26 protein-coding genes are annotated in these 25234 nt (G+C 60.3%); 24 read left to right on the forward strand and 2 right to left on the reverse strand.

The window, feature by feature from the left end; translation table 11 throughout:
* Window positions 1-31: 31 nt before the first annotated feature.
* From fabD to ACYZUC_RS28245, 24 genes are all read left to right on the forward strand, one after another.
* Complete coding sequence (gene fabD, locus ACYZUC_RS28130) at window positions 32-970, forward strand: ACP S-malonyltransferase (protein ID WP_192227907.1); 939 nt, start codon at window positions 32-34, stop codon at window positions 968-970.
* A 16-nt stretch (window positions 971-986) separates the two neighbouring features.
* Window positions 987-1730, forward strand: a complete 744-nt coding sequence (gene fabG, locus ACYZUC_RS28135) for a 3-oxoacyl-ACP reductase FabG (protein ID WP_007942004.1) — start codon at window positions 987-989, stop codon at window positions 1728-1730.
* 191 nt (window positions 1731-1921) lie between these two features.
* On the forward strand, window positions 1922-2158 hold the full coding sequence (acpP, locus tag ACYZUC_RS28140; protein ID WP_003175607.1) for an acyl carrier protein: 237 nt from the start codon (window positions 1922-1924) through the stop codon (window positions 2156-2158).
* Between the two features lie 109 nt (window positions 2159-2267).
* On the forward strand, window positions 2268-3512 hold the full coding sequence (gene fabF / locus ACYZUC_RS28145) for a beta-ketoacyl-ACP synthase II (RefSeq protein WP_008031595.1): 1245 nt from the start codon (window positions 2268-2270) through the stop codon (window positions 3510-3512).
* The gene (gene pabC, locus ACYZUC_RS28150) at window positions 3512-4327 is read left to right on the forward strand and encodes an aminodeoxychorismate lyase (RefSeq protein ID WP_461991835.1); all 816 of its coding nucleotides are present in this window, start codon (window positions 3512-3514) and stop codon (window positions 4325-4327) included. The genes fabF and pabC overlap by 1 nt, the downstream gene beginning before the upstream one ends.
* A gap of 3 nt (window positions 4328-4330) precedes the next feature.
* Complete coding sequence (gene mltG / locus ACYZUC_RS28155) at window positions 4331-5551, forward strand: endolytic transglycosylase MltG (protein ID WP_461991837.1); 1221 nt, start codon at window positions 4331-4333, stop codon at window positions 5549-5551.
* 19 nt (window positions 5552-5570) lie between these two features.
* Window positions 5571-6203 (forward strand): dTMP kinase, encoded by a 633-nt coding sequence (gene tmk, locus ACYZUC_RS28160; protein WP_461991839.1) that lies wholly within the window; start codon window positions 5571-5573, stop codon window positions 6201-6203.
* Entirely contained in the window at window positions 6196-7182 is a 987-nt protein-coding gene (locus ACYZUC_RS28165; RefSeq protein WP_008031605.1) for a DNA polymerase III subunit delta', read from the forward strand. The genes tmk and ACYZUC_RS28165 overlap by 8 nt, the downstream gene beginning before the upstream one ends.
* A 42-nt stretch (window positions 7183-7224) precedes the next feature.
* Window positions 7225-7581: a PilZ domain-containing protein gene (locus ACYZUC_RS28170; protein WP_008031608.1), complete on the forward strand. Its 357-nt coding sequence runs from the start codon at window positions 7225-7227 to the stop codon at window positions 7579-7581.
* A 15-nt stretch (window positions 7582-7596) separates the two neighbouring features.
* On the forward strand, window positions 7597-8382 hold the full coding sequence (locus ACYZUC_RS28175; RefSeq protein WP_008040884.1) for a TatD family hydrolase: 786 nt from the start codon (window positions 7597-7599) through the stop codon (window positions 8380-8382).
* Window positions 8383-8724: 342 nt separating this feature from the next.
* Complete coding sequence (locus ACYZUC_RS28180) at window positions 8725-9363, forward strand: TetR/AcrR family transcriptional regulator (protein ID WP_461991841.1); 639 nt, start codon at window positions 8725-8727, stop codon at window positions 9361-9363.
* Window positions 9364-9501: 138 nt separating this feature from the next.
* Window positions 9502-10470, forward strand: coding sequence for a GTP 3',8-cyclase MoaA (locus ACYZUC_RS28185; RefSeq protein ID WP_150631722.1), 969 nt, complete (start codon window positions 9502-9504; stop codon window positions 10468-10470).
* 169 nt (window positions 10471-10639) lie between these two features.
* The gene (locus ACYZUC_RS28190; protein WP_461991843.1) at window positions 10640-11248 is read left to right on the forward strand and encodes a DUF4823 domain-containing protein; all 609 of its coding nucleotides are present in this window, start codon (window positions 10640-10642) and stop codon (window positions 11246-11248) included.
* 16 nt (window positions 11249-11264) lie between these two features.
* The gene (locus ACYZUC_RS28195; protein ID WP_223415226.1) at window positions 11265-11825 is read left to right on the forward strand and encodes a DUF1285 domain-containing protein; all 561 of its coding nucleotides are present in this window, start codon (window positions 11265-11267) and stop codon (window positions 11823-11825) included.
* A gap of 200 nt (window positions 11826-12025) precedes the next feature.
* Complete coding sequence (locus tag ACYZUC_RS28200; RefSeq protein ID WP_223555028.1) at window positions 12026-12742, forward strand: FadR/GntR family transcriptional regulator; 717 nt, start codon at window positions 12026-12028, stop codon at window positions 12740-12742.
* A gap of 141 nt (window positions 12743-12883) precedes the next feature.
* Window positions 12884-13759 (forward strand): SMP-30/gluconolactonase/LRE family protein, encoded by an 876-nt coding sequence (locus ACYZUC_RS28205; RefSeq protein ID WP_461991846.1) that lies wholly within the window; start codon window positions 12884-12886, stop codon window positions 13757-13759.
* A 199-nt stretch (window positions 13760-13958) separates the two neighbouring features.
* Window positions 13959-14777 (forward strand): SDR family oxidoreductase, encoded by an 819-nt coding sequence (locus ACYZUC_RS28210; RefSeq protein WP_461991848.1) that lies wholly within the window; start codon window positions 13959-13961, stop codon window positions 14775-14777.
* Window positions 14778-14902: 125 nt separating this feature from the next.
* On the forward strand, window positions 14903-15907 hold the full coding sequence (locus ACYZUC_RS28215) for a substrate-binding domain-containing protein (RefSeq protein WP_461991850.1): 1005 nt from the start codon (window positions 14903-14905) through the stop codon (window positions 15905-15907).
* 65 nt (window positions 15908-15972) lie between these two features.
* The gene (gene araG / locus ACYZUC_RS28220; RefSeq protein ID WP_461991852.1) at window positions 15973-17517 is read left to right on the forward strand and encodes an L-arabinose ABC transporter ATP-binding protein AraG; all 1545 of its coding nucleotides are present in this window, start codon (window positions 15973-15975) and stop codon (window positions 17515-17517) included.
* A 12-nt stretch (window positions 17518-17529) separates the two neighbouring features.
* Window positions 17530-18498 carry an L-arabinose ABC transporter permease AraH gene (araH, locus tag ACYZUC_RS28225; RefSeq protein ID WP_461996774.1) on the forward strand — a complete coding sequence of 323 codons (969 nt, stop codon included), beginning with the start codon at window positions 17530-17532 and terminating at the stop codon, window positions 18496-18498.
* Between the two features lie 212 nt (window positions 18499-18710).
* Window positions 18711-19424: a GntR family transcriptional regulator gene (locus ACYZUC_RS28230; RefSeq protein ID WP_032832566.1), complete on the forward strand. Its 714-nt coding sequence runs from the start codon at window positions 18711-18713 to the stop codon at window positions 19422-19424.
* Window positions 19421-20419, forward strand: a complete 999-nt coding sequence (locus tag ACYZUC_RS28235) for an ADP-ribosylglycohydrolase family protein (RefSeq protein ID WP_008040873.1) — start codon at window positions 19421-19423, stop codon at window positions 20417-20419. The genes ACYZUC_RS28230 and ACYZUC_RS28235 overlap by 4 nt, the downstream gene beginning before the upstream one ends.
* A 212-nt stretch (window positions 20420-20631) precedes the next feature.
* The gene (locus tag ACYZUC_RS28240; RefSeq protein WP_461991854.1) at window positions 20632-22098 is read left to right on the forward strand and encodes a purine-cytosine permease family protein; all 1467 of its coding nucleotides are present in this window, start codon (window positions 20632-20634) and stop codon (window positions 22096-22098) included.
* Window positions 22091-23020: a PfkB family carbohydrate kinase gene (locus ACYZUC_RS28245; protein ID WP_461991856.1), complete on the forward strand. Its 930-nt coding sequence runs from the start codon at window positions 22091-22093 to the stop codon at window positions 23018-23020. The genes ACYZUC_RS28240 and ACYZUC_RS28245 overlap by 8 nt, the downstream gene beginning before the upstream one ends.
* A gap of 184 nt (window positions 23021-23204) precedes the next feature.
* Here ACYZUC_RS28245 and ACYZUC_RS28250 read toward each other — a convergent pair whose 3' ends face one another.
* A complete protein-coding gene (locus ACYZUC_RS28250) occupies window positions 23205-24407 on the reverse strand; it encodes an MFS transporter (RefSeq protein WP_461991857.1) in 1203 nt (400 codons plus the stop codon).
* Between the two features lie 112 nt (window positions 24408-24519).
* Window positions 24520-25173: an HD domain-containing protein gene (locus tag ACYZUC_RS28255; RefSeq protein ID WP_461991859.1), complete on the reverse strand. Its 654-nt coding sequence runs from the start codon at window positions 25171-25173 to the stop codon at window positions 24520-24522.
* Window positions 25174-25234: the final 61 nt, after the last annotated feature.

Consider the following 25234-nt stretch of genomic DNA (forward strand, 5'->3'; position numbering starts at 1 on the left):
TCCGACGACAAGATCATTAGGGGCTTGTTACATGTCTGCTTCCCTCGCATTCGTCTTTCCAGGACAGGGTTCGCAGTCCCTCGGCATGCTGGCCGAGTTGGGCGCGCAACATCCGGTGGTCCTCGAAACATTCAAAGAAGCATCCGACGCGCTCGGTTACGACCTGTGGGCACTGACCCAGCAAGGGCCGGAAGAGCAACTCAATCAAACCGATAAAACCCAACCGGCCATTCTGACCGCCTCGATCGCCTTGTGGCGTCTGTGGCTGGCGGAAGGCGGTGCGCGCCCGGCTTACGTTGCCGGTCACAGCCTGGGCGAGTACAGCGCCCTGGTCGCTGCGGGCAGCCTGAGTCTGGGCGACGCGGTGAAACTGGTGGAGCGTCGCGGTCAGTTGATGCAAGAAGCCGTTCCGGCCGGGCAGGGCGGTATGGCTGCCATTCTCGGCCTGGACGATGCTGACGTACTGGCAGCCTGTGCTGAAGCGGCGCAAGGCGAAGTGGTCAGCGCGGTCAATTTCAACTCTCCGGGTCAAGTCGTGATCGCGGGTGCCAAGGCTGCGGTCGAGCGCGCCATCGAAGGCTGCAAGGCCCGTGGTGCCAAGCGCGCCATGCCGTTGCCGGTCAGCGTACCGTCCCATTGCGAGCTGATGCGTCCAGCCGCCGAGCGTTTCGCCGAGTCGATCGCTGCGATCAACTGGCAGGCACCACAGATTCCCGTGGTACAAAACGTCAGCGCGAACGTGCCGGCCGATCTCGAAACCCTCAAGCGCGATCTGCTTGAGCAGCTCTACAAGCCTGTGCGCTGGGTTGAATCGGTCCAGGCGCTGGCCGCCAAGGGCGCGACCCAGTTGGTCGAATGCGGCCCTGGCAAAGTGCTGGCAGGTCTGAACAAACGCTGCGCCGAAGGCGTGTCGACATCCAACCTCAATACCCCAGACGCCTTCGCTGCCGCCCGTGCAGCGCTGGCCTGAATCAGGAGAAGCTTGCATGAGTCTGCAAGGTAAAGTTGCACTGGTCACCGGTGCGAGCCGCGGTATCGGCCAGGCCATCGCCCTGGAACTGGGTCGTCAGGGCGCCATTGTTGTGGGCACCGCGACATCCGCCTCGGGTGCCGAGCGCATCGCCGCTACCCTGAAAGAAAACGGTATTCAAGGCACTGGCCTGGAACTGAATGTCACCAGCGACGAATCCGTTGCCGCTGTGCTGGCGAGCATCCAGGAGCAGTTCGGTGCGCCGGCGATCCTGGTCAACAATGCCGGCATCACCCGCGATAACCTGATGATGCGCATGAAAGACGACGAGTGGCATGACGTCGTCGATACCAACCTGAACAGTCTGTTCCGCCTGTCCAAGGGCGTTCTGCGCGGTATGACCAAAGCCCGTTGGGGACGAATTATCAGTATTGGCTCGGTTGTGGGTGCCATGGGCAACGCAGGCCAAGTAAACTACGCTGCCGCCAAGGCAGGTCTGGAAGGTTTCAGTCGTGCACTGGCGCGTGAAGTCGGTTCGCGTTCGATTACGGTAAACTCGGTGGCCCCTGGGTTCATCGACACCGATATGACCCGCGAACTGCCCGAGGCACAGCGTGAAGCCTTGCAGACGCAAATTCCGCTGGGTCGTCTGGGGCAAGCTCAAGAGATCGCGTCTGTGGTCGCTTTTCTTGCGTCCGACGGTGCGGCTTACGTTACTGGGGCTACAATCCCGGTGAACGGCGGGATGTACATGAGTTAAATGTGACGGGTTGCTTCAAAAAAATGTCATACGAGCTGTCTAAAATCCGTTATAAAGCTGCAATCTATTTATAGGCAGAGGGCCACAGGGTTTGAGGAGTGAAGCTTTCAGTTGAAAAACTGAAAAGTCTTTCTATACACTTACCCACTGGCCAGCTGCCTGAATTTGTCCATTAGGAGTGAAAACAAGGTATGAGCACCATCGAAGAGCGCGTCAAGAAAATCGTTGCTGAGCAACTGGGCGTTAAAGAAGAAGAAGTGGTCAACACTGCTTCCTTCGTTGAAGACCTGGGTGCCGACTCCCTTGACACCGTTGAGCTGGTGATGGCTCTGGAAGAGGAATTCGAGACCGAAATCCCTGACGAAGAAGCTGAGAAGATCACTACTGTACAAGCTGCAATCGACTACGTTACTAGCCACCAGGCGTAATAGTTTGTAATCGTTGCTTGCTGTCATGGAAAAACCGCACTGCCATCATGGCGTGCGGTTTTTTCTTTAGGCCTGATGCAAAGTCGTCATTTGAAAAAAGGAGAGTGCTGTGTCGCGTAGACGCGTCGTAGTCACCGGTATGGGTATGTTGTCGCCACTGGGCACGGATGTGCCGAGCAGTTGGCAGGGCATTCTGGCTGGCCGTAGTGGCATTGGTCTGATCGAACACACCGACCTTTCTGCCTATTCCACCCGTTTTGGCGGCTCGGTAAAGGGCTTCAATGTCGAGGAATACCTGTCGGTCAAGGAAGCTCGCAAGCTCGACCTGTTCATTCAGTACGGTCTGGCCGCAGGTTTTCAGGCTGTGCGTAACGCCGGTCTTGAAGTCACCGACGCCAACCGTGAGCGCATCGGCGTGGCCATGGGTTCGGGTATTGGCGGTCTGACCAATATCGAAGAAACCAGCCGCACGCTGCATGATTCCGGCCCACGACGAATCTCTCCGTTTTTCGTGCCTGGCTCGATCATCAATATGATTTCCGGTTTCCTGTCGATCCACCTGGGTGCACAGGGACCTAACTACGCCATTGCCACCGCGTGTACCACGGGTACGCACTGCATCGGCATGGCGGCTCGCAACATCATGTACGACGAAGCCGACGTGATGATTGCCGGCGGCGCCGAGATGGCGGCTTGCGGTCTGGGCATGGGCGGCTTCGGTGCCTCCCGCGCGCTGTCGACCCGCAACGACGAGCCGACCCGCGCCAGCCGTCCATGGGACAAGGGCCGTGACGGCTTCGTCCTGTCCGACGGTGCCGGTGCGCTGGTGCTTGAAGAGCTGGAACACGCCAAGGCTCGCGGCGCGACCATCTACGCCGAACTGATCGGCTTTGGCACCAGTGGCGATGCTTACCACATGACTTCGCCGCCGGCTGACGGTGCGGGTGCTGCACGTTGCATCAGCAACGCTCTGCGCGATGCGAAGATCAATAGCGATCAAGTCCAGTACATCAACGCCCACGGTACGTCGACGTCGGCCGGCGACCTTGCCGAGGCCTGCGCGATCAAGTCGGTGTTCGGCGATCACGCCTACAAGCTGGCGGTCAGCTCGACCAAGTCCATGACCGGTCACCTGTTGGGTGCGGCGGGCGCAGTCGAGGCGATCTTCAGTGTGCTGGCGATCAATAGCCAAGTGGCGCCGCCGACCATCAACCTCGATGAGCCGGACGAAGGCTGCGACCTGGACTTCGTGCCGCACACCGCGCGCAACATGGACATCGATGTGGTTCTGTCCAACTCCTTCGGGTTTGGCGGTACCAACGGCTCGCTGGTGTTCCGCCGGTTCGCTGACTGATGGACAGCTGGGTCGACGGTCAGCCGGCTGACGCTCTGTCGCTGAAGGATCGCGGCCTGGCTTACGGTGATGGTCTGTTCGAGACCATTGCCGTGCGCGGCGGGCAACCACTGTTGCTGGACCGGCATCTGTCGCGCCTGGCGCAAGGCTGTTCACGCCTGGCGATCTCGGCCGATCACGCGCTGATCCGCAGCGAGCTGCTGGCCTACGCTGCAGATCTGGGCGAGGGCGTGCTCAAACTCATCCTCACCCGCGGCGACAGCCTGCGCGGTTACGCGCCCGACCCTGCGGCCCAGGCCCGACGCATTCTTCAGGGCAACCCGCCTGCCGCTTACCCTGTCGTACATGCGGAGCAGGGCGTTCGCCTGTTTCCTTGTGCCACACGACTGTCCAGACAACCCTTGCTCGCCGGGCTCAAACACCTGAACCGTCTTGAACAAGTCATCGCCCGTTCCGAATGGCAAGACACCGAGCATGCCGAAGGCTTGATGCTCGATCAGGCCGGACGGGTGATCGAAGGTGTGTTCAGCAATCTGTTCCTGATCCGCGATGGTGTGTTGATCACTGCCGATCTCAAGCGCTGCGGTGTGGCCGGCGTGATGCGCGCCGAATTATTGTTTCAAGCCGAGTCGCTGGGGATTCCCACGCAAATCACCGACATTACCCTCGAACAGCTGCAATGGGCTGATGAAGTCTTTATCTGCAACAGCGTGTATGGCGTTTGGCCGGTGCGCGCCTATGCAGCACTGAGCTGGCCGGTTGGGCCGCTCACCCGTAAACTCCAAACCATTGCCCGCGCGCTACTGGATGCTTGATACGTGAGACGTAAATTCTTGCTGCTGCTGGAAACAGGACTGGTTCTGGCAGGGCTGTGTCTGGGCGCTTCGGCCTGGAAAATCCATTCGGCGCTGGAACAGCCGCTGAACATTACCCAGGAACAACTCCTGGACGTGCCCAAAGGCACGACACCCACCCGCACTTTCTATCGACTCGAAGCCGATGGCGTCATCAAGGACGCTTTCTGGTTGCGTGTGTACTGGCGCTTCAACCTGGCCGGGCAACCGTTGCACAAAGGTGAGTACCGCATGCAGCCCGGCATGACGGTGGAAAACCTGATCGACCTGTGGAAGCGCGGGGAAATGGTTCAGTACAGCCTGACGCTGGTCGAAGGCTGGAATTTCCATCAAGTGCGTGCAGCGCTGGCCAAGGATGAAAAACTTGAGCAGACGCTGAACGGCTTGAGCGATAGCGAAGTGATGGACAAGCTAGGTCATACGGGGATCTTCCCGGAAGGGCGATTCTTCCCGGACACCTACCGCTTCGTGCGTGGCATGACCGACGTCGAGCTGCTGAAAAAAGCCTACGACCGCCTCGACGAAGTCCTTGCCAAGGAGTGGGGGCAGCGCGCGGCTGATGTGCCGTACACCGAACCCTACCAGGCGCTGATCATGGCTTCGTTGGTGGAAAAGGAAACCGGCGTACCGCAAGAGCGTGGCCAGATCGCTGGCGTGTTCGTGCGGCGCATGGAAATGGGCATGCTGTTGCAGACCGATCCGACCGTGATCTACGGCCTGGGTGATCGCTACAACGGCAAGTTGACCCGCGCCCATCTCAAGGAAGCGACCCCTTACAACACCTACGTGATCTCCGGCCTACCGCCGACGCCGATCGCGATGGTCGGCCGCGAAGCGATCCATGCGGCACTCAACCCGGTGGCCGGCAACAGCCTGTATTTTGTCGCGCGCGGCGATGGCAGCCACGTGTTCTCCGATGATCTGGATGCTCACAACAGCGCGGTGCGTGAGTTTCAGCTCAAGCGTCGCGCCGATTACCGCTCCAGCCCGGCGCCGGTCACCGCGCCAGAGGCGACGAATGAGCAGGCTCCGATCCCGGCGGCTTCGCCTGACCCGGCCCCGGAGGCGTTGGCGCCAGTGATGCCGCCAGAGCCGGCTCAAGAAACGACTAAAGAACCTGCTAAAGAGCCCGCTGCTGCACCCGCGCCCGAATCGGATGCAACCGCGCCGCAAAGCCCGCAATGATTCTGACTAAGGACTGCCTGTGACTGGCTTGTTTATTACCCTGGAAGGCCCCGAAGGCGCCGGCAAGAGCACCAATCGCGAATACCTCGCCGAGCGCCTGCGCGCCGCCGGTATCGAAGTGGTGCTGACCCGCGAGCCGGGCGGCACGCCTTTGGCCGAGAAGATCCGCGAGGTGCTGTTGTCGCCGGTCGATGAAACCATGGACCCCGACACCGAGTTGTTGCTGGTGTTTGCCGCGCGCGCCCAGCACCTGGCCGGCGTGATCCGCCCGGCGCTGGCCCGTGGCGCGGTGGTGTTGTGCGATCGTTTTACCGACTCGACCTACGCCTATCAGGGCGGCGGTCGCGGTTTGTCGCTGGAGCGCATCGCTACGCTGGAAAGCTTCGTTCAGGGCGAGTTGCGCCCGGACCTGACGCTGATTTTCGATCTGCCGGTGGAAGTGGGTCTGGCCCGCGCCAGCGCTCGCGGTCGCCTGGATCGCTTCGAACTCGAAGGCCGGACGTTTTTCGATGCGGTGCGCAGTGCGTTCCTCAAGCGCGCTAAAGCCGACCCGGCGCGCTATGTGCTGGTCGACGCCGCCCAGCCGCTGGCGCAGGTTCAACAATCGCTGGACGCCTTGTTGCCGCGTCTGCTGGAGCTGACCCGTGGCTGAAGCCTATCCGTGGCAGGACAGCCTCTGGCAGCAATTGGCGGGTCGCAAACAACATGCGCACGCCTATCTGCTGCACGGCCCGGCCGGGATCGGCAAGCGAGCGCTGGCCGAGCGTCTGATGGCCAGCCTGCTGTGCCAGCGCCCGACTGCACAGGACGCTTGCGGCGAATGCAAATCCTGCCTGCTGCTCAAAGCCGGCAGCCACCCTGACAACTACATCCTCGAACCGGAAGAAGCCGACAAGGCGATCAAGGTCGATCAGGTTCGTGAGCTGGTCAGCTTCGTGGTCCAGACTGCGCAGATGGGCGGGCGCAAAGTGGTGTTGATCGAGCCAGTGGAGTCGATGAACATCAACGCCGCCAACGCCTTGCTCAAAAGCCTTGAAGAGCCGTCCGGCGATACGGTGTTGTTGCTGGTCAGTCACCAGACCAGTCGGCTGTTGCCCACCATCAAAAGCCGCTGCGTGCAGCAAGCCTGTCCACTGCCAAGCGAGGCCATGAGCCTTGCGTGGCTGGCCAAGGCGTTACCGGACAGCTCGGAAGAAGAGCGCGTCGAACTGCTGACCCTGGCCGCTGGCTCACCGCTGGCGGCGGTGAATTTGCAGGCCCAGGGCGTGCGCGAACAGCGGGCGCTGGTGGTCGATGGCGTGAAGAAGTTGCTCAAGCAGCAGCAATCGCCGACGCAACTGGCCGAAGGCTGGAACGCGATTCCGCTGTTGTTGCTGTTTGACTGGTTCTGCGACTGGTCGAGCCTGATCCTGCGGTATCAGCTGACTCAGGATGAAGACGGGCTGGGATTGGCCGATATGCGCAAGGTGATTCAATACCTGGCGCAGAAAAGCGCGCAGGACAAAGTCCTGAACATTCAGGACTGGATCCTCGCCCAGCGCCAGAAAGTCATGAGCAAGGCCAACCTCAATCGGGTGCTGTTGCTTGAAGCGCTGCTGGTGCAATGGGCGTCATTGCCTACCCAGAAGTGACCGACTGGGCCTATCCTCTGAACATCAGCAGTGGAGGTCAGCATGAATGAAGCCGTCAATCCGGGGCCGCGCAACGGCATTTTGTCCCTGACCATCAAGGACAACTCTGTGCTCTACGCGGCCTACATGCCATTCATCAAGAACGGTGGCCTGTTTATCCCGACCAACAAGAGCTACAAGTTGGGCGATGAAGTATTCATGCTGCTGAACCTGATGGACGAGCCGGAGAAAATTCCGGTCGCCGGCAAGGTTGCCTGGATCACCCCCAAAGGCGCGCAAGGCAACCGGGCCGCTGGCGTCGGCGTGCAGTTCAACGACGGTGACGACACCGCGCGCAGTCGAATCGAAACCCACTTGGCCGGAGCCCTGAAGTCCGACCGTCCCACTCATACGATGTAAGTTGCAGCCCTTTTTATGCTCGTAGATTCCCATTGTCACCTTGATCGCCTTGACCTCGCCGCCCATGACGGCTCGCTGGATGCCGCACTCGACGCGGCCCGCCAGCGCGGGGTTGGGCACTTTCTGTGTATTGGCGTCAGTGTCGACAACGCTGCCGACGTCAAAGCCCTGGCCGAACGTTATGACGATGTCGACTGTTCGGTCGGCGTGCACCCGCTGGACGTGCAGCCGGGCGCTGCGCCAGCGCTGGATTGGCTGCTGCAGGAGCTCAATCACCCGCGTGTGGTCGCGATTGGTGAAACCGGCCTGGATTATCACTACGAACCTGAAGCGGCGGAGTTGCAGCAGGAATCGTTTCGCCTGCACCTGCAAGCCGCGCAGCAGACCGGCAAACCGGTGATCATTCACACTCGCGGTGCCCGGGCGGACACGCTGAACCTGTTGCGCGAAGCGGCTTTGCCCCAGGCCGGCGTTTTGCATTGCTTTACCGAAGATTGGGACATGGCCAAAGCGGCGCTGGACATGGGTTATTACATTTCCTTGTCTGGCATCGTCACCTTCCGCAATGCCGATGCGCTGCGTGACGTGGCCAGTAAAGTGCCTGCCGACCGATTGCTGGTGGAAACCGACTCGCCGTACCTGGCGCCGATCCCTTATCGCGGCAAGCCGAACCTGCCGCAATATGTGCGGGAAGTGGCAGAGTTTCTGGCAATGTTGCGTGGTGAATCCTACGAGCGATTTGCCGCGCAGACGACCGAGAACTTCAAGCGACTGTTCCCGCTGGCGCATGTGAAAGGTTAAATCGCAGGCAAAAAAAACCCGGGTTCTGGGGGGTGAATCCGGGTTAAGACCATTAGGAGTAAAACAATGGTACGCGGTCCGTTGGTACCAATATCGACGCGGCACTTGGGGGAGATGCCCCGCCGACAGTTGAAGTATTGATCAGTATTGCGCTGAGTCCAGTTTACCGGCCCAGGTTTTTAAACAATTTTGGAATACAGGCGCTTCGGAAGAGTTCTCATTAAAAGCTGGTGCTGACAGAATTCATCTAGAAACACAGATATGGATGGATGATCCGTGCATTTTGCCGCAAGTTAGGCATAATACGCGGCTTCGAATTTTGACCCCGACAGACCTTTTCTTATGCATAAAGAACCTCGTAAGGTCCGTGAATTTCGTCGCCGTGAGCAAGAAATTCTCGATACCGCGCTCAAGCTGTTCCTCGACCAAGGTGAAGACAGTGTCACCGTCGAGATGATTGCTGATGCCGTCGGTATCGGCAAAGGCACAATCTACAAGCACTTCAAATCCAAGGCGGAGATCTATCTGCGCCTGATGCTCGATTACGAGCGTGATTTGAACGAGCTGTTGCATTCGGCCGATGTCGACAAGGACAAGGAAGCGCTGTCCCGGGCTTACTTCGAATTCCGCATGCGCGATCCGCAACGTTACCGCTTGTTCGATCGCCTGGAAGAAAAGGTGGTCAAGGGCAACCAGGTGCCAGAGATGATCGAGGAGCTGCACAAGATTCGCGCCTCGAACTTCGAACGCCTGACCCAGCTGATCAAGGGCCGGATCAGTGAAGGCAAGCTTGAAGACGTGCCGCCTTACTTCCATTACTGCGCATCCTGGGCACTGGTACACGGCGCCGTGGCGCTGTATCACTCGCCGTTCTGGAGCAATGTGCTGGAAGATCAGGAAGGCTTCTTCCAGTTCCTGATGGACATCGGCGTGCGCATGGGCAACAAGCGCAAGCGCGACACCGACACGCCGAGTAGCTGAGTCATTCAGTTGCCTTATTGCGCCATGATTTCGCTATATGGCGCAGTACCTCAGGAATATACTCAGGCATGGGACTTGCTAAAACTTGATTTGTGAGTCAAGTTTTACGCCGTCCGATTTCCTTGTGCCGGAGTGACCATGATCGTTGACCGTCAAGGCAGGCGTTTTCGTAATCTGCGAATCAGCCTGACCTCCGCCTGCAATTACGCCTGTACCTACTGCGTGCCCAACGGCAAGCGGCTGGTCGCTGCGCAGGATGAACTGTCGGCCGAAGCCATGGCACGCGGCGTTGCCTACTTGATCGAGGCGGCGGGGATCGAACGACTGCGCATCACCGGCGGTGAGCCGTTGGTCAGCCCCAAACTCGAAGCCTTCATGACCGCTGTCGGGCAGATGGGCCTGCAAGACATCAGCCTGACCACCAATGGTCAATTGCTGGCGAAAAAACTGCCCCTGCTGGTCGATGCCGGCATTCGTCGCATCAATGTTTCCCTCGATACCCTGGATGCCGGCGCATTCCGCAGCATTGCTCGCGGCGGCGATCTGGCGACTGTGCTCGATGGCATGGATCAGGCCAGCGCTGCCGGCATGAAGATCAAGGTCAACATGGTGCCGCTGCGCGGACAGAACCTCGATCAAGTGATGCCGCTGCTCGATTACTGCCTGGAACGCGGTTACGAGTTGCGCTTCATCGAACTGATGCGCATGGGCCACCTGGCCAGCGACAACAACGCATTCCTGCAACAATTCGTCAGCCTTCAGCAGTTGCTGAGCCTGATCGGCGATCGCTATGAGTATCTCCAGGCCGATGCGCCGGTTGACGCCACGGCGGTGCGCTATGAAATTCCGGGGCAGGGCTATTTCGGTGTAATCGCCAACGAAAGCGTTCCGTTCTGTCGAACCTGTTCGCGGCTGCGCCTGTCTTCAACCGGGTGGCTGCATGGCTGCCTGTCGTCGAGCAACCGTCACTATGTCGGCGACCTGCTGGACAAGCCGCGTCACCAGGCATTGCCGGCCTTGCAGCGACTCTTGGTGAAGGCCTTGGGTGACAAGCAGGAAGTGGCGTTTTCCGGTGGTGCGACCGTCATGAAAATCATCGGCGGCTGATCGGGCCTCTTCGCGGGCAAGCCTCGCTCCTACAAGATCGGCGTCAACCTGTAGGAGCGAGGCTTGCCCGCGAATGCAATCTGTCAGGCGACGATGAACATGAGCTGGCGCGGAAGCTGCATCCCATGGCCATTCGCCGGTTTTCCGTCACCGGCCTCTGGAGGGTAGGATGCGTAGCCTGGTTTTGCTGCTGGCCGTTTTGGCGCTTGGTGGCTGCATGAATGTCAGCGATCTGGCTGAAGGGACTCGCTACCACATGAGCGACGCGGGTCTGCTTGACCACAGCGACAGCCGCCGCGTGAACAACCTGCGCATTCAGCCGGATTCGTTCGTCTATATCGCCCAAGGCGCCTTTGTGCCGCCGGGCAGTGCGGTCTACCCGCGACCTAACGTGATCGCCGAAGTCGCCTTCGACGGCTTTATCGAATACTTTCCGATGGTCCGCCGCGCGCACACGCCGGAAGGCCTCGAACAGGCCATGGGCGAAGCCCGTGCGGCCGGTGCGCATTACCTGCTCTACACCCGTTTCGCCAAGTCTGACGACCGTATCGGCAACACGGACGAATGGCTCGACCAGGAAGCCGTGGATCGTCTCGGTATCGACTCCGGCGTGATTCAGATCATGTTGATCGAGACCAGCACCCAGTATTTGATTGATACTGCACGTATCAAGAGTCGTGGCGGTTTACTGACGTTCTACGACAAAAAGCCAGAAGACCTGATGGGCCCGCCGCTGCGGCAATACGCGCGCAGCCTGCTGGGGCTCAGCGACCAGTAATTCCAAGGAGAACGCCATGAGTGGCCCGCAAAAAGCCAATGACCTGTTGGGGCAAATCCCCAAGACCCAAGGCTTGCCACCGGTCCACTTGTGGAACCCCGACTTCTGCGGCGACATCGACATGCGCATCGCCCGCGACGGCACCTGGTATTACCTGGGCACGCCGATCGGACGCAAGCCGATGGTCAAACTGTTCTCCACCATCATTCGCCGCGACGGCGATGATTATTTCCTCATCACCCCGGTCGAGAAAGTCGGCATCAAGGTTGACGACGCTCCGTTCGTGGCAATTGCCGTGGATGTTGAAGGCGAGGGCGAAGCCCAGGTCTTGCGCTTCACCACCAATGTGGATGAAACCGCCGAGGCCGGTGCCGACCATGCTATCCGCGTGGTGATTGATCCGGTGACACAAGAGCCTGCGCCTTACGTGCATGTACGCACCAATCTCGAAGCGCTGATTCATCGCAATGTGTTTTACCAATTGGTGGAGCTGGCGGTGACTCGTGAAATAGATGGGCAGCGTTGGCTGGGCGTATGGAGTGGCGGCATCTTCTTCCCCATCGGCCTCGAGCCTTGAGTCGTCAGTGCTGACGCCTTCGCGGGCAAGCCTCGCTCCTACAGAGTTCGCCGGCACCTGTAGGAGCGAGGCTTGCCCGCGAAGAACGATAACGCGATCTCGCTACTCAGCTTCAAAATCAAATTGACACCCAATCGTATGATGATTAGCGTGGACAACCATCGCGAACGGCTTTGTGCCGTCCCTGCCTCGAGGTGCCCATGTCCAGCAGTTTTCACGCATCGACGGTCGATTGGCTGGGTTGCTGGATTGCGGCGGGCCAGGTAAAACCCGGCGAAACCCTCAAGGTTGAAGCCGACTTGGGCGAGCAGCTCGGCGTCAGTCGCACCGTCATCCGCGAAGCCATCAAAACCCTGGTCGCCAAAGGCATGCTCGAAGTCGGGCCGAAGGTTGGCACGCGGGTATTGCCGGTGCGGCGCTGGAACCTCTTCGATCCACAAGTCGTCGGCTGGCTGTCCCGCAGCGGCCTGCCGGAAAACTTCGTCGACGACCTCCTCGATTTACGCCGCACCATCGAGCCGATGGCCGTGCGCTGGGCCTGCGAGCGTGCAACCGTCGAGCAGGTGCAGGCGGTGCTTCAGGCCTATAACGCGCTGGAGCGCGCGGTGCACAGCGGCATCGATTACAACCGTGCCGACCAGTTCTTCCACGAGTGCATCCTCGCGGCCAGCCACAATCAATTCATCGAACAAATGGTCCCGGCCCTCGGCGCACTTCTGGCAGTCTCTTTCGAGGTTTCCGCCGCCGATCCGGACGAACTGCGCCGCACGCTGCCGATTCACAAAGACATGGCCGACGCCATCGCCGCCCGCGACGCGGCACGCGGTGTGTGGGCGTGCATGACCCTGATCGACAACGCCGACCTGGCCATCAAACGCTTCTACCCAAAAGTCATGGCCGACAAAAAAACCGGCTGACAACGAATAACCCCTGTAGGAGCGAGCCTGCTCGCGAAAAACTTCAAGGCAACGCGTTTATGCAGCGGACACGCGTTACCGTTGACGTCCATCGCGAGCAGGCTCGCTCCCACATAAAACAAGAACAACGCAGGAGGTTTCATGGAATGGACCGCAGTCACCGGACACCGGGCACGCCTCGGCGAAGGCCCGTTCTGGGACGCGCCGACGCAGGCACTCTATTGGGTGGATATCGCCGGCAAACAGGCGCTGCGCCTGATCGGTGCCAACGTGCAGATCTGGCAGATGCCGGAGCACGTGTCGGCTTTCATTCCCTGCGAAAGCGGCGATGCGCTGGTGACGTTGAGCAGTGGCGTGTATCGGCTCGATCTGGATTCACCAGGCCTTGAGCCACGGCTGACCTTGTTCTGCGTCGCCGACCCGCAGCCGGGCAATCGCGGCAACGAAGCCCGTTGCGATGGCCAGGGGCGACTCTGGCTCGGCACCATGCAAAACAACATCGGCGAAAATGGCGAAGACCTGCCCATTGTGCGGCGTTCCGGCGGCTTGTTTCGTATCGACCGCGATGCCCGGGTCACTCCGTTGCTGCGCGGATTGGGCATTCCCAACACGTTGTTGTGGAGCGATGACGCCACCACGCTTTATTTCGCCGACAGCCTGGATGGGACGCTCTACCAGCATTTCATCCGCACCGACGGCGGCCTCGATCCCGCGCAAGTCTGGTTCGGCCCGCATCAACGTGGCGGCCCCGACGGCTCGGCGATGGATGCCAGAGGTTATATCTGGAACGCGCGCTGGGACGGCAGCTGCCTGATCCGGCTGACACCGGATGGGTATGTCGATCGCATCATCGAATTGCCAGTCAGTCGCCCGACCAGTTGTGTCTTCGGCGGCGCGGACCTGAAAACCCTCTACATCACCAGCGCTGCGAGCCCGCTCAACCATCCGCTGGATGGCGCGGTGTTGTCGATCCGAGTCGATATACCAGGAAAGCCCTGTACGAGATTTACCGGTTAAATCCCAAAATATGGGATGTAAAATTATATATTGAGATTATTTGGCGGTCGGGTTTATAGTCGGCTCCAATCAGTTACACGCACTCACACTTAAAAAAACAAAACAGGTGAAGTGATGCAGCGATTTTCCAACACGTTTTTTGGCCGGACATCGACAGATGCCCGGTTTTTGTCGTGCCCGCGAAAGGGAGTGCTGATCCATGGCTGAAGCGCTCTCCCTGCCTCCGGTGCCCGAACCGCCGAAGGGCGAGCGCCTGAAAAACAAGGTCGTGCTGCTGACCGGCGCCGCTCAGGGCATCGGCGAGGCGATTGTTGCGGCCTTTGCCTGCCAGCAAGCCAGGCTGATCATCAGCGACATCCAGGGCGAGAAAGTCGAAAGCGTCGCAGCGAATTGGCGCGCCCAAGGCTTCGATGTTCAGGCGATCAAGGTTGACGTATCCAATCAACAAGACTTGCACGCGATGGCAAAAAGGGCCGTCGAGTTGCACGGTCGCATCGACGTGCTGGTCAACTGCGCCGGCGTCAACGTGTTCCGCGATCCACTGGAAATGACCGAAGAAGACTGGCGCCGCTGCTTCGCCATCGACCTCGATGGCGCCTGGTTCGGCTGCAAGGCGGTGCTGCCGCAGATGATCGAGCAGGGCATCGGCAGCATCATCAACATCGCCTCTACCCATTCCACGCACATCATTCCCGGCTGCTTCCCGTACCCGGTGGCCAAGCACGGTCTGCTCGGCCTGACCCGCGCGCTGGGCATCGAATACGCGCCGAAGGGCATTCGTGTTAACGCCATTGCGCCGGGCTACATCGAAACCCAATTGAACGTCGATTACTGGAACGGTTTTGCCGACCCACAGGCCGAACGTCAGCGCGCTTTCGATCTGCATCCGCCGCGGCGTATTGGCCAGCCGATTGAAGTGGCGATGACGGCAGTCTTCCTGGCCAGCGATGAAGCGCCGTTCATCAACGCCTCGTGCATCACCATCGATGGTGGGCGTTCGGTGATGTACCACGACTGATCAAGTGGTGTTCCAGGCGCGGAATTACGCCTGAAATCCAATCATCATACGATATGACTATTTGCTCCAACGTTTGCACCGGCTTTGAAAAATAACGCTCAAAAAAAATAACAAGGAGTCAGCTTATGAATCGTCGTCGTGGGATCCGTTCCCTGTGCTGTGCCGCTTTGGCGGTCACCGCGGTCAGCCTCAGCAGCAGCTTGCTGGCGGCCGAGGAAGTGAAGATCGGTTTTCTGGTCAAGCAGGCGGAAGAGCCCTGGTTCCAGACCGAATGGGCCTTCGCCGAAAAGGCCGGTAAAGAGAAAGGCTTCAAAGTCATCAAGATCGCCGTGCCGGACGGCGAGAAAACCCTGTCCGCCATCGACAGCCTGGCTGCCAATGGCGCCAAGGGCTTCGTGATTTGCCCGCCGGACGTGTCCCTCGGCCCGGCGATCATGGCCAAAGCCAAACTCAACGGTTTGAAAGTGATTGCCGTGGATGACCGCTTTGTCGATGCCAGCGGCAAGTTCATGGAAGACGTTCCCTACCTCGGCATGGCGGCGTTCGAAGTCGGGCAGAAGCAGGGCGCGGCGATGGCCGCCGAAGCGAAAAAACGCAACTGGGACTGGAAAGACACCTACGCGGTAATCAACACCTACAACGAACTCGACACCGGCAAGAAGCGCACCGACGGTTCGGTCAAAGCGCTGGAAGACGCCGGCATGCCAAAAGACCACATCCTGTTCTCGGCCCTGAAAACCCTCGACGTGCCGGGCAGCATGGACGCCACCAACTCGGCGCTGGTGAAACTGCCGAGTGCGGCGAAAAACCTGATCATCGGCGGCATGAACGACAACACCGTACTGGGCGGCGTGCGCGCCACCGAGAGCGCCGGTTTTGCCGCCGCCAATGTGATCGGCATCGGCATCAACGGCACCGACGCCATCGGCGAGCTGAAAAAACCCGACAGCGGCTTCTTCGGCTCGATGCTGCCGAGCCCGCACATCGAGGGCTACAACACCGCCAGCATGATGTACGAGTGGGTCACTACCGGCAAAGAACCAGAAAAGTACACCGCCATGGACGACGTGACCCTGATCACGCGCGACAACTTCAAGCAGGAACTGGAAAAGATCGGCCTGTGGAACTGAGGCGCGGTTGATTTCATCGGCGGCCCTGGCGACGGGGCTGCCTGATCTGTGTGATGAGGTGTTTTATGCACGCGCAAGTACAGACACAACACGACAGCGTCGGCGGCAGCCTGCGTTTCAACGGGATCGGCAAAACCTTTCCCGGGGTGAAGGCACTGGACAGCATCAGCTTCGTCGCCCATCCGGGTCAGGTTCACGCCTTGATGGGCGAGAACGGTGCCGGCAAATCGACCCTGCTGAAAATCCTCGGCGGCGCCTACACGCCGAGCAGCGGCGACCTGCAGATCGGCGAGCGAACGATGGTCTTCAAATCCACCGCCGACAGCATCGGCAACAAAGTGGCGGTGATCCATCAGGAACTGCATCTGGTCCCGGAAATGACCGTGGCGGAGAACCTGTTCCTCGGTCATCTGCCCGCCAGTTTCGGCCTGATCAATCGCGGCGCACTGCGACAACAAGCGCTGGCCTGCCTCAAGGGCCTGGCCGATGAAATCGATCCGCAGGAGAAAGTCGGGCGCCTGTCCCTCGGTCAACGGCAACTGGTGGAAATCGCCAAGGCGTTGTCCCGTGGCGCGCATGTGATCGCGTTCGACGAACCGACCAGTAGCCTCTCGGCGCGGGAGATCGATCGCTTGATGGCGATCATCGGGCGCCTGCGCGACGAAGGCAAAGTGGTGCTCTACGTCTCCCATCGCATGGAAGAAGTGTTCCGCATCTGCGACGCGGTGACGGTGTTCAAGGACGGCCGCTACGTGCGCACCTTCGAGGACATGAGCGAGCTGACCCACGATCAACTGGTCACGTGCATGGTCGGGCGCGACATTCAGGACATCTACGATTACCGCCCGCGCAAGCGTGGCGCGGTGGCGTTGAGGGTCGACGGTCTGCTCGGGCCGGGCTTGCGTGAGCCGGTGAGTTTCGATGCGCACAAAGGCGAAATTCTCGGGCTGTTCGGTCTGGTGGGGGCAGGGCGAACCGAGCTGTTCCGCATGCTCAGCGGCCTTGAGCGCAACACCGCCGGGCGCCTGGAATTGCGTGGGCATGAACTGAAACTGCGTTCACCTCGCGATGCGATTGCGGCCGGCATTCTGCTGTGTCCCGAGGACCGCAAGAAGGAGGGCATCATGCCGCTCTCCAGCGTCGCCGAGAACATCAACATCAGCGCGCGCGGTGCCCATTCCACCTTCGGTTGCCTGTTGCGCGGCCTCTGGGAGAGGGATAACGCCGACAAGCAGATCAAGGCGCTGAAAGTGAAGACGCCCAACGCGGCGCAGAAAATCATGTACCTGTCCGGCGGCAATCAGCAGAAGGCGATTCTCGGCCGCTGGCTGTCGATGCCGATGAAAGTGCTGCTTCTGGATGAACCGACTCGCGGCATCGACATCGGCGCCAAGGCCGAGATTTACCAGATCATCCATAACCTGGCTGAAAGCGGCATCGCGGTGATTGTGGTGTCCAGCGACCTGATGGAAGTGATGGGTATTTCCGACCGAATCCTGGTGCTCTGCGAAGGGGCGATGCGCGGCGAACTGTCCCGTGACGACGCCAACGAATCCAACCTGCTGCAACTGGCTTTGCCGCGCCAACGCGCTGACGGCGTGGCGAACTGAGAGGTGACTATGATGACAAGCCAAAACAACGCTCTGCCCACCCAGCGCAAACCTCTGGACCTGCGGCGTTTTCTCGATGACTGGGTGATGCTGCTCGCGGCCGTCGGGATCTTTGTGCTCTGCACCTTGCTGATCGACAACTTCCTTTCGCCGCTGAACATGCGCGGCCTGGGCCTGGCGATTTCCACCACCGGGATTGCCGCGTGCACCATGTTGTATTGCCTGGCGTCGGGGCATTTCGACTTGTCGGTGGGCTCGGTGATTGCCTGTGCCGGCGTGGTCGCGGCGGTGGTGATGCGCGACACCGACAGCGTGTTTCTCGGTGTGGTGGCGGCGCTGTTCATGGGGTTGATTGTCGGGCTGATCAACGGGATCGTGATCGCCAAGCTGCGGGTCAATGCATTGATCACTACGTTGGCGACCATGCAGATCGTTCGCGGTCTGGCCTACATTTTTGCCAATGGCAAAGCGGTGGGCGTGTCGCAGGAGTCTTTCTTTGTCTTCGGTAACGGCCAGTTGTTTGGCGTGCCGGTGCCGATCCTGATCACCATTGCCTGCTTCCTGTTTTTCGGCTGGCTGCTGAATTACACCACCTACGGGCGCAACACCATGGCCATCGGCGGCAACCAGGAAGCGGCGCTGCTGGCCGGGGTCAACGTTGACCGGACCAAGATCATCATCTTCGCCGTGCACGGTGTGATCGGGGCGTTGGCCGGGGTGATTCTGGCGTCGCGGATGACTTCCGGCCAGCCGATGATCGGCCAGGGTTTCGAGCTGACGGTGATCTCGGCGTGTGTGCTTGGCGGGGTTTCGCTCAGTGGCGGGATCGGCATGATCCGGCATGTGATCGCCGGGGTGTTGATTCTGGCGATCATCGAGAATGCGATGAACCTGAAGAACATCGATACGTTTTATCAGTACGTGATTCGTGGTTCGATTTTGCTGCTGGCGGTGGTCATCGACCGTCTGAAACAACGCTGAGATTTTTGTTGTCTGTGCTGGCCCCTTCGCGGGCAAGCCTCGCTCCTACAGATTATGTGTCGTGCACGGATTACGCGACTGACATATAACCTGTAGGAGCGAGGCTTGCCCGCGAAGGCGATGTACCTGATTCACCTCCCGACCGCATCCTTCCGTCACTCCCCCTAAATATGTCTTGCCTGTTACAAGTCGTTTCGGGTATCAATTTGTACATGATTAGACAGGTACGATTTGACAAGAAACAACGGGTGGTCGACGAACTCATCCGGCGCATCGAAAGCGGCCTCATGGAGGACGGTTTTCAGTTGCCGGGCGAGCATCAGTTGGCTCAAGAATTCAAAGTCAGCCGAGGTACGCTGCGTGAAGCCCTGGCCGAATTGAAACGGCGCAACTACATCGCGACACAAAGCGGTGTCGGTTCCATCGTCACGTTCGACGGGGTGGTGCTCGATCAGCGCAGCGGTTGGGCGCAGGCGCTGGCCGACAGCGGGGCGCTGATCAATACCGAAGTGCTGCGGCTCGAGGCGGTGACTCGCCCCGACCTGCTGCCGCGTTTCGGCACTGACCAATTCATCACCCTCGACCGCCGCCGTCGTTCCACCGACGGCAAGCTGGTTTCCCTCGAACGTTCATTGATGCCCGCCACCGGAGGCCTGGAAAGCCTGCCGCGTGTCGGCCTGATCGACAATTCCCTGACCATCACCCTGGCCGCGTACGGCTACATCGGCGAGCGCGGCGATCAATGGATCGGCGCCGAACCCTTGAGCGCCGAAGACGCCGAGCTGCTCGGTCGTCCGGTCGGCACGGTGTTCCTCAAAGCCTTGCGCACCACCTACGACCGGCAGAACCGCTTCATGGAGCAGGTCGAAAGCCTGCTCGATCCCGTGCACTTTCGTCTGCACCTGCAGTTTGGAAACCCACAATGACCGCGCTCAATCGTGCACTGGGCGCGTTTTACGGACTGGCCCTGGGCGATGCGCTGGGCATGCCGACGCAATCGCTGAGCCGCGCCGTCATCAAGGCGCGTTTCGGTGAAATCACCGATCTGCAAGACGCCGGCCCCAATCAGCCGATTGCGGCCAACATGCCTAAAGGCTCGATTACCGACGACACCGAACAGGCGATTCTGGTCGGTCAGTTGTTGATCGACGGCAAGGGCAGGATCGAACCGTCGGTACTGGCGCAACGGCTGATCGAATGGGAAGCCGCGATGCAGGCCAAGGGCTCGCAGGATTTGCTCGGGCCGTCGACCAAACGGGCGATCGAGATGATCCTCGCCGGTCATTCGCCGGAAGAAGCGGGGCGCTACGGCACCACCAACGGCGCGGCGATGCGCATCACGCCGGTCGGCATTTCGGCGGATGTCCGCGATCCCGAGCGGTTCATCAACGCCGTGGTGCAGGCCTGCCAGGTCACCCACAACACCACGCTGGGCATTTCCAGCGCGGCGGCGGTGGCGGCGGTGGTCTCGGCCGGCATCAACGGCATGGACCTTGGCGAGGCATTGAACCTCGGCCAGCAAATCGCCCAGCAAGCGGAAAGCCACGGTCACTGGGTCGCGGGCGGACGTATTGCCTCGCGCATCAGTTGGGCGCGGACGATCAGCGTCGACAGCGACAAGGCGATGCTGGCGGATTTGATGTACGACGTGATCGGCACGTCGGTGGCTTCGCAGGAGTCGGTGGTGGTTTCGTTTGCCCTGGCGCAACAAGTGGCCATCGGTGAAATAAATGCCTTCGACGCGCTGTGCATGGCCGCAGGTCTGGGTGGTGACACCGACACCATCGCGGCGATTCTGGGGGCCATGCTTGGGGCCTGTCTGGGGCTTGAGAGTTGGCCGGTGGCGATGATCGATAAGGTCAAAATCGTCAATGAATTGGATTTAGAGCCATTGGTGCAGGGGCTTTTGGCTTTGCGTTGACTGGGCTGACGCCATCGCGAGCAGGCTCGCTCCCACAGTGATCTGCGGTGTTCCCAATACCTGTGGGAGCGAGCCTGCTCGCGATGGCCGCACCACCTATTTGAATATTTTCACAGCAATGGATCGCACTGACTTGGCCAGGACAGCCGGGATGTTGTTTTCGTCTTCCGTCATTGCCCATAACCACAACAAAGGCAACAGGAGCATTTCACATGAGTTCATCGAACGCCGGGCAAAGTGCCGGGCAACTGGAAACCCGTGGCATCGAGCCGGTGCCGGAAGCCGAATGCAACGGGCATCCGCTGCAGCTGTTCTGGGTCTGGTTCGCCGCTAACATTTCCATCCTCGGCCTGCCGCTCGGCGCTACGCTGGTGGCGTTTCGCGGGTTGGCGATCTGGCAGGCGATCATCGTCGCGATCCTCGGCGCTGCCGGTTCCTTTGCGGTGGTCGGGATCATTTCCATCGCCGGTCGCCGTGGCCGCGCACCGAGCCTGACGCTGTCGCGGGCGATCTTCGGCGTACGCGGCAACATCGGCCCGACCCTGGTTTCGCTGATGTCGCGGCTGGGTTGGGAAACCGTCAACACCACCACCGCCGCGTTCGTGTTGCTGTCGCTGTGCTCGATCCTGTTCGGCTCGCCGGTGGAAGCCAAAAGCGCGCCGGTGCTGACCCTGGTTTTCATCGCGATTTTCGTGCTGCTGACCTTGTCGGTGTCCGGCCTCGGTCACGCGACGTTGCTGGTGATTCAGAAGTGGGCGACTTATGTGTTCGGCGCGCTGAACATTCTGGTCGGCGGTTTCCTCTGCGCCACCATCGACTGGAGCGCCGTGTTCAACGCCACGCCTGCACCGCTTAGCGCAATGATCATCGGCGTCGGCACCATGGCCGCCGGCACCGGGATCGGTTGGGCCAACGCCGGCGCGGACATGTCGCGCTATCAGCATCGCAGCGTCAAAGCGGCACGTCTGGTGGCTTCCGCAGCGTTTGGTGCAGGGATCCCGCTGGTGTTGCTGATCACCCTCGGCGGCCTGCTGTCGGTGGGCAACAACGACCTGGCGTCGGCCACTGACCCGATCATCGCGATCCGCGACATGCTGCCGACCTGGATGGCCGTGCCGTACCTGATCACCGCGTTCGGCGGCTTGCTGCTGTCGAACAACCTGTCGGTGTATTCCGCCGGTTTGACCACGCTGACCCTCGGCTTGAAGGTCAAGCGCGTCTACGCCGTGGTGGTCGACATCGTGGCGATTTTCGCCGGTTCGATTTACTTCATGCTGATCGCCGACAGTTTCTACGGCCCGTTCATCACCTTCATTTCGCTGCTGGCCGTGCCGATCACGGCGTGGGTCGGGATCTTCGTCGTTGACCTGATTCATCGCCATTACTACAGCCCCAAAGACCTGCTGGACGTCAGCCCGAGCAGTGCCTACTGGTATCGCGGCGGCGTCGAGTGGCGTGCATTCGGTGCGTGGGCCTTGGCGATCGTGCTGGGTTTCAGCTTCACCACCATCGGCACCACCGAACAAACCGTCTGGTTCCGTGGGTTCCTGTCCGACTCGTGGCTGGGGCATAACGGCCTCGGCTGGATCGTGACGTTCCTGGTCGCCGGCGGGATTTATTTTGTACTCGGCGGGGCCAAGGATCGCCGCGCCGCGTCGCTCGAGAATGCTCATGCCTAAAATGTTGCACACCGGCCAGGTCATCATCGACCTGGTCATGGCCGTGGATAAACTGCCTCAACCCGGCGGCGACGTACTGGCGCAATCCGCCAGTTTCGAAGCCGGTGGCGGGTTCAATGTGATGGCCGCCGCTCAGCGTAATGGCTTGCCGGTGGTTTACCTGGGCCGTCATGGCACTGGTCGTTTCGGCGATCTGGCGCGTGAGGCGATGAAGGCGGAAGGCATTCGCATCGGCATTGCTCACAGTGCTGAACGAGACACGGGGTTGTGCGTGGCGATCACGGATGCCTCGGCCGAGCGTAGTTTTGTTTCCTACATCGGCGCCGAAGGTGAAGTGTCCGCAGAGGATTTGAACAGCGTAGCGGCGCAGGCGGGCGACTATGTCTACGTCAGCGGCTACAGCCTGTTGCATGTCGGCAAGGCTCAGGCGCTGGTGGATTGGGTGCTGGATTTACCCGCCGGGATCAATGTCGTATTTGACCCGGGCCCGCTGGTGGAGTCACCCGATGCGCCGTTGATGCAGGCGCTGTTGCCGCGCATCGATGTGTGGACCAGCAACAGCGTCGAGGCGCTGCGGTTTACCGGGGCGTCGGACATTGCCGAGGCGCTGGATCGACTGGCCGATCATCTGCCGTCGAAGGTGTTGATGGTGGTTCGCGACGGTCCGCAAGGGTGCTGGATTCATCAGCATGGCGAGCGTCAGCACGTGCCGGGTTTCAAGGTTGAGGCGGTGGACAGCAACGGCGCCGGGGATGCCCATGCCGGGGTGTTTGTGGCCGGGTTGGCGCGAGGGTTGTCGGCGGGTGAAGCGGCGCGGCGGGCGAATGCGGCTGCGGCGCTGGCGGTGACTCGGTGGGGGCCGGCGACTTCGCCTGGGGCGGATGAGGTGGATGCGTTGATCAGGAAGAGTTTCGGCGCCTGATACGCCCCTTCGCGGGCAAGCCTCGCTCCTACAAGGGATCGCGTAGTTCCTGTAGGAGCGAGGCTTGCCCGCGAAGGGGCCCTCAAACGTTTACACCTCCAGCTTGCGCGCCGCCTCACCCCAGCCGCATCAAGCTTGACCGGTTTTTATCGACGCTCATGGATACTGATGAACGACGAACGGTTCAGGCCTGTTGCAACGTTTTGACCGTGTAGCGCCGCCAGATCAGGCGGCCCACGGTGATCAGCCAGTTCAACAGCGCCACGGCAAGAACGGTGAGCAACAGTGTCGCCATCCCGTGTTCGACGATGATCTTCCCGGCCAGCAACGGAAAGCCAAACACACCAATGAAGTACGACAGGCTGAACAGCAGCAACGCTTGCGCGGTGGTGCCGTGCGGCGCTTCATTCGCGGCCAGGCCGTTGATCACCGAATACGTCAGCCCGTAACCGACCCCGAGCATCATGGCCGCCAGTACATAACTGAAGCCGCTGTCGACCACGAAACCGAACATCACAATCGAAACCATCATCAGCCCGGACAACAGGCAAGACGCGCGGAACGGATCGCGCTTGACCACGAACCCGGCAATCACCATCCGGCTGCTGATCGCCGCGCCCATGAAGCCGAAAAAGAACAGCGAGTAATCCAGCGAACGAGACGCTGCGTAGCTGGTTTGGAAACTCGACAGACCGCCGAACACGCAGCCGCCGAGGCCGACCATGAGGATCGGGAACACTGCGCGGGACGACAAAATCTGCCGGGTTGCGCGCCAGGAAATGCGTGCGACCGCAGCGGTAGGCGAGGGCGCTTTTTTCAGCTGCGCGTCCAGGCGCCAGAACAGCAACACGCCGATCAGGCTGGCCAGCGCCGCGAGGTAAAACGCCGCCGTTACGGGATAGCCAAGCGCATTGGCCGCGCGGCCCAGCAACGGTGCGCTGCCGATCCCGGTCATCATGCTGCCCGACAGCAGCGCAAAATATCTGGCCCGTTGGGCAGGCGTCACAAGGCTCGCAACGATGATCGGCCCGAGCGTATAGAAAACGCCCCAGCCCAAACCCAGCAGCAAGCCGAAAAACAGCAGCAGATGGCCGAAGCCCGGCGTCAGTGCAAAACCCAGGCTGGCCGCCACCAGCAGCACGCCGAACAGCGCAATCGAACGCGCCGCGCCAAGCCAGTCGGACAAGTGCCCGGAAACGATCACCGCCGCAAACGTACTGAGCATCGCCGCCGAAATCACGCTCCCGGCATCGTGTTCATTGCCGCCGCGCGAGCCGATCAACAGCGACAGCAAAAACGTCGAGCCGTAGGACAGCGACAGCAAATAACTGGCGAGGCAAAACAGGCCGAACAGTTTGCTGGAGACCTGAGGTGGAGCAGTGGACATGACGCGCTTCCTTGACCCGATAACGGAGAGTGTCATCTATCTATCATGCAAGGCGCCGATGTTAGGTCTGAGGTTATCGATTCCAGGGTTAGTGGTGGGCGGAGTAATGCACTCAGCCGATGCCGATTTCTTCTTTGAACAGCTCCATGAAATTTTTCAAACGTTCATGCCGGATGCGGGCCAGGCGTTGACCGGTGAGGGTCTGGAAACCGTCTGCCAAGTGCAGCAGCTTGGTCTGGAAATGATCGAGGCAAAAGCGCTTGTCATCGTATTCCCGCGCATTCGCTTCCGGGTCTTGTGGGTCATACAGCGCGCTGCCCATGCGACCGGCAATGTAAAAAGTGCGCGCAACGCCGAGCATGCCAAGGGAATCGAGACGGTCGGCGTCCTGCATGATTTTCGCTTCCAGGGAACTTGGGGTGATGTTGGCAGAAAAGCTGTGGGCCTCGATGGCGTGTACAACGGCGCTGATTTTTGCGCCGGGCCAGTGCATGTCGGTCAACACTGCAGAGGCTTTCTCGGCGGCCAGCCGCGATGCTTGCGAACGCAACGGCGAGTTCTTCTCCACCGACACGCAATCATGCAAAAGCACCGCTGCCAGCAGCACTTCAACATCGCCACCTTCCTCAGCATGAAGAGTGCGCACGTTGTGCCAGACTCGCTGCAGGTGCGACATATCGTGGGCGCCGTCTTCCGAGGGTTCCAGTGCGTGGGGCAGCAACCTGGCGGCGAGGATTTGCAGTGGCGCGAAAGCATCAGTCGTCATAAACGTCCTGTTAAGTGAAAACGGTTGGGGCAGCGGCTCCACATCCTCCATAGATCAGCTT

This window comes from Pseudomonas sp. GT1P32, assembly GCF_054897805.1.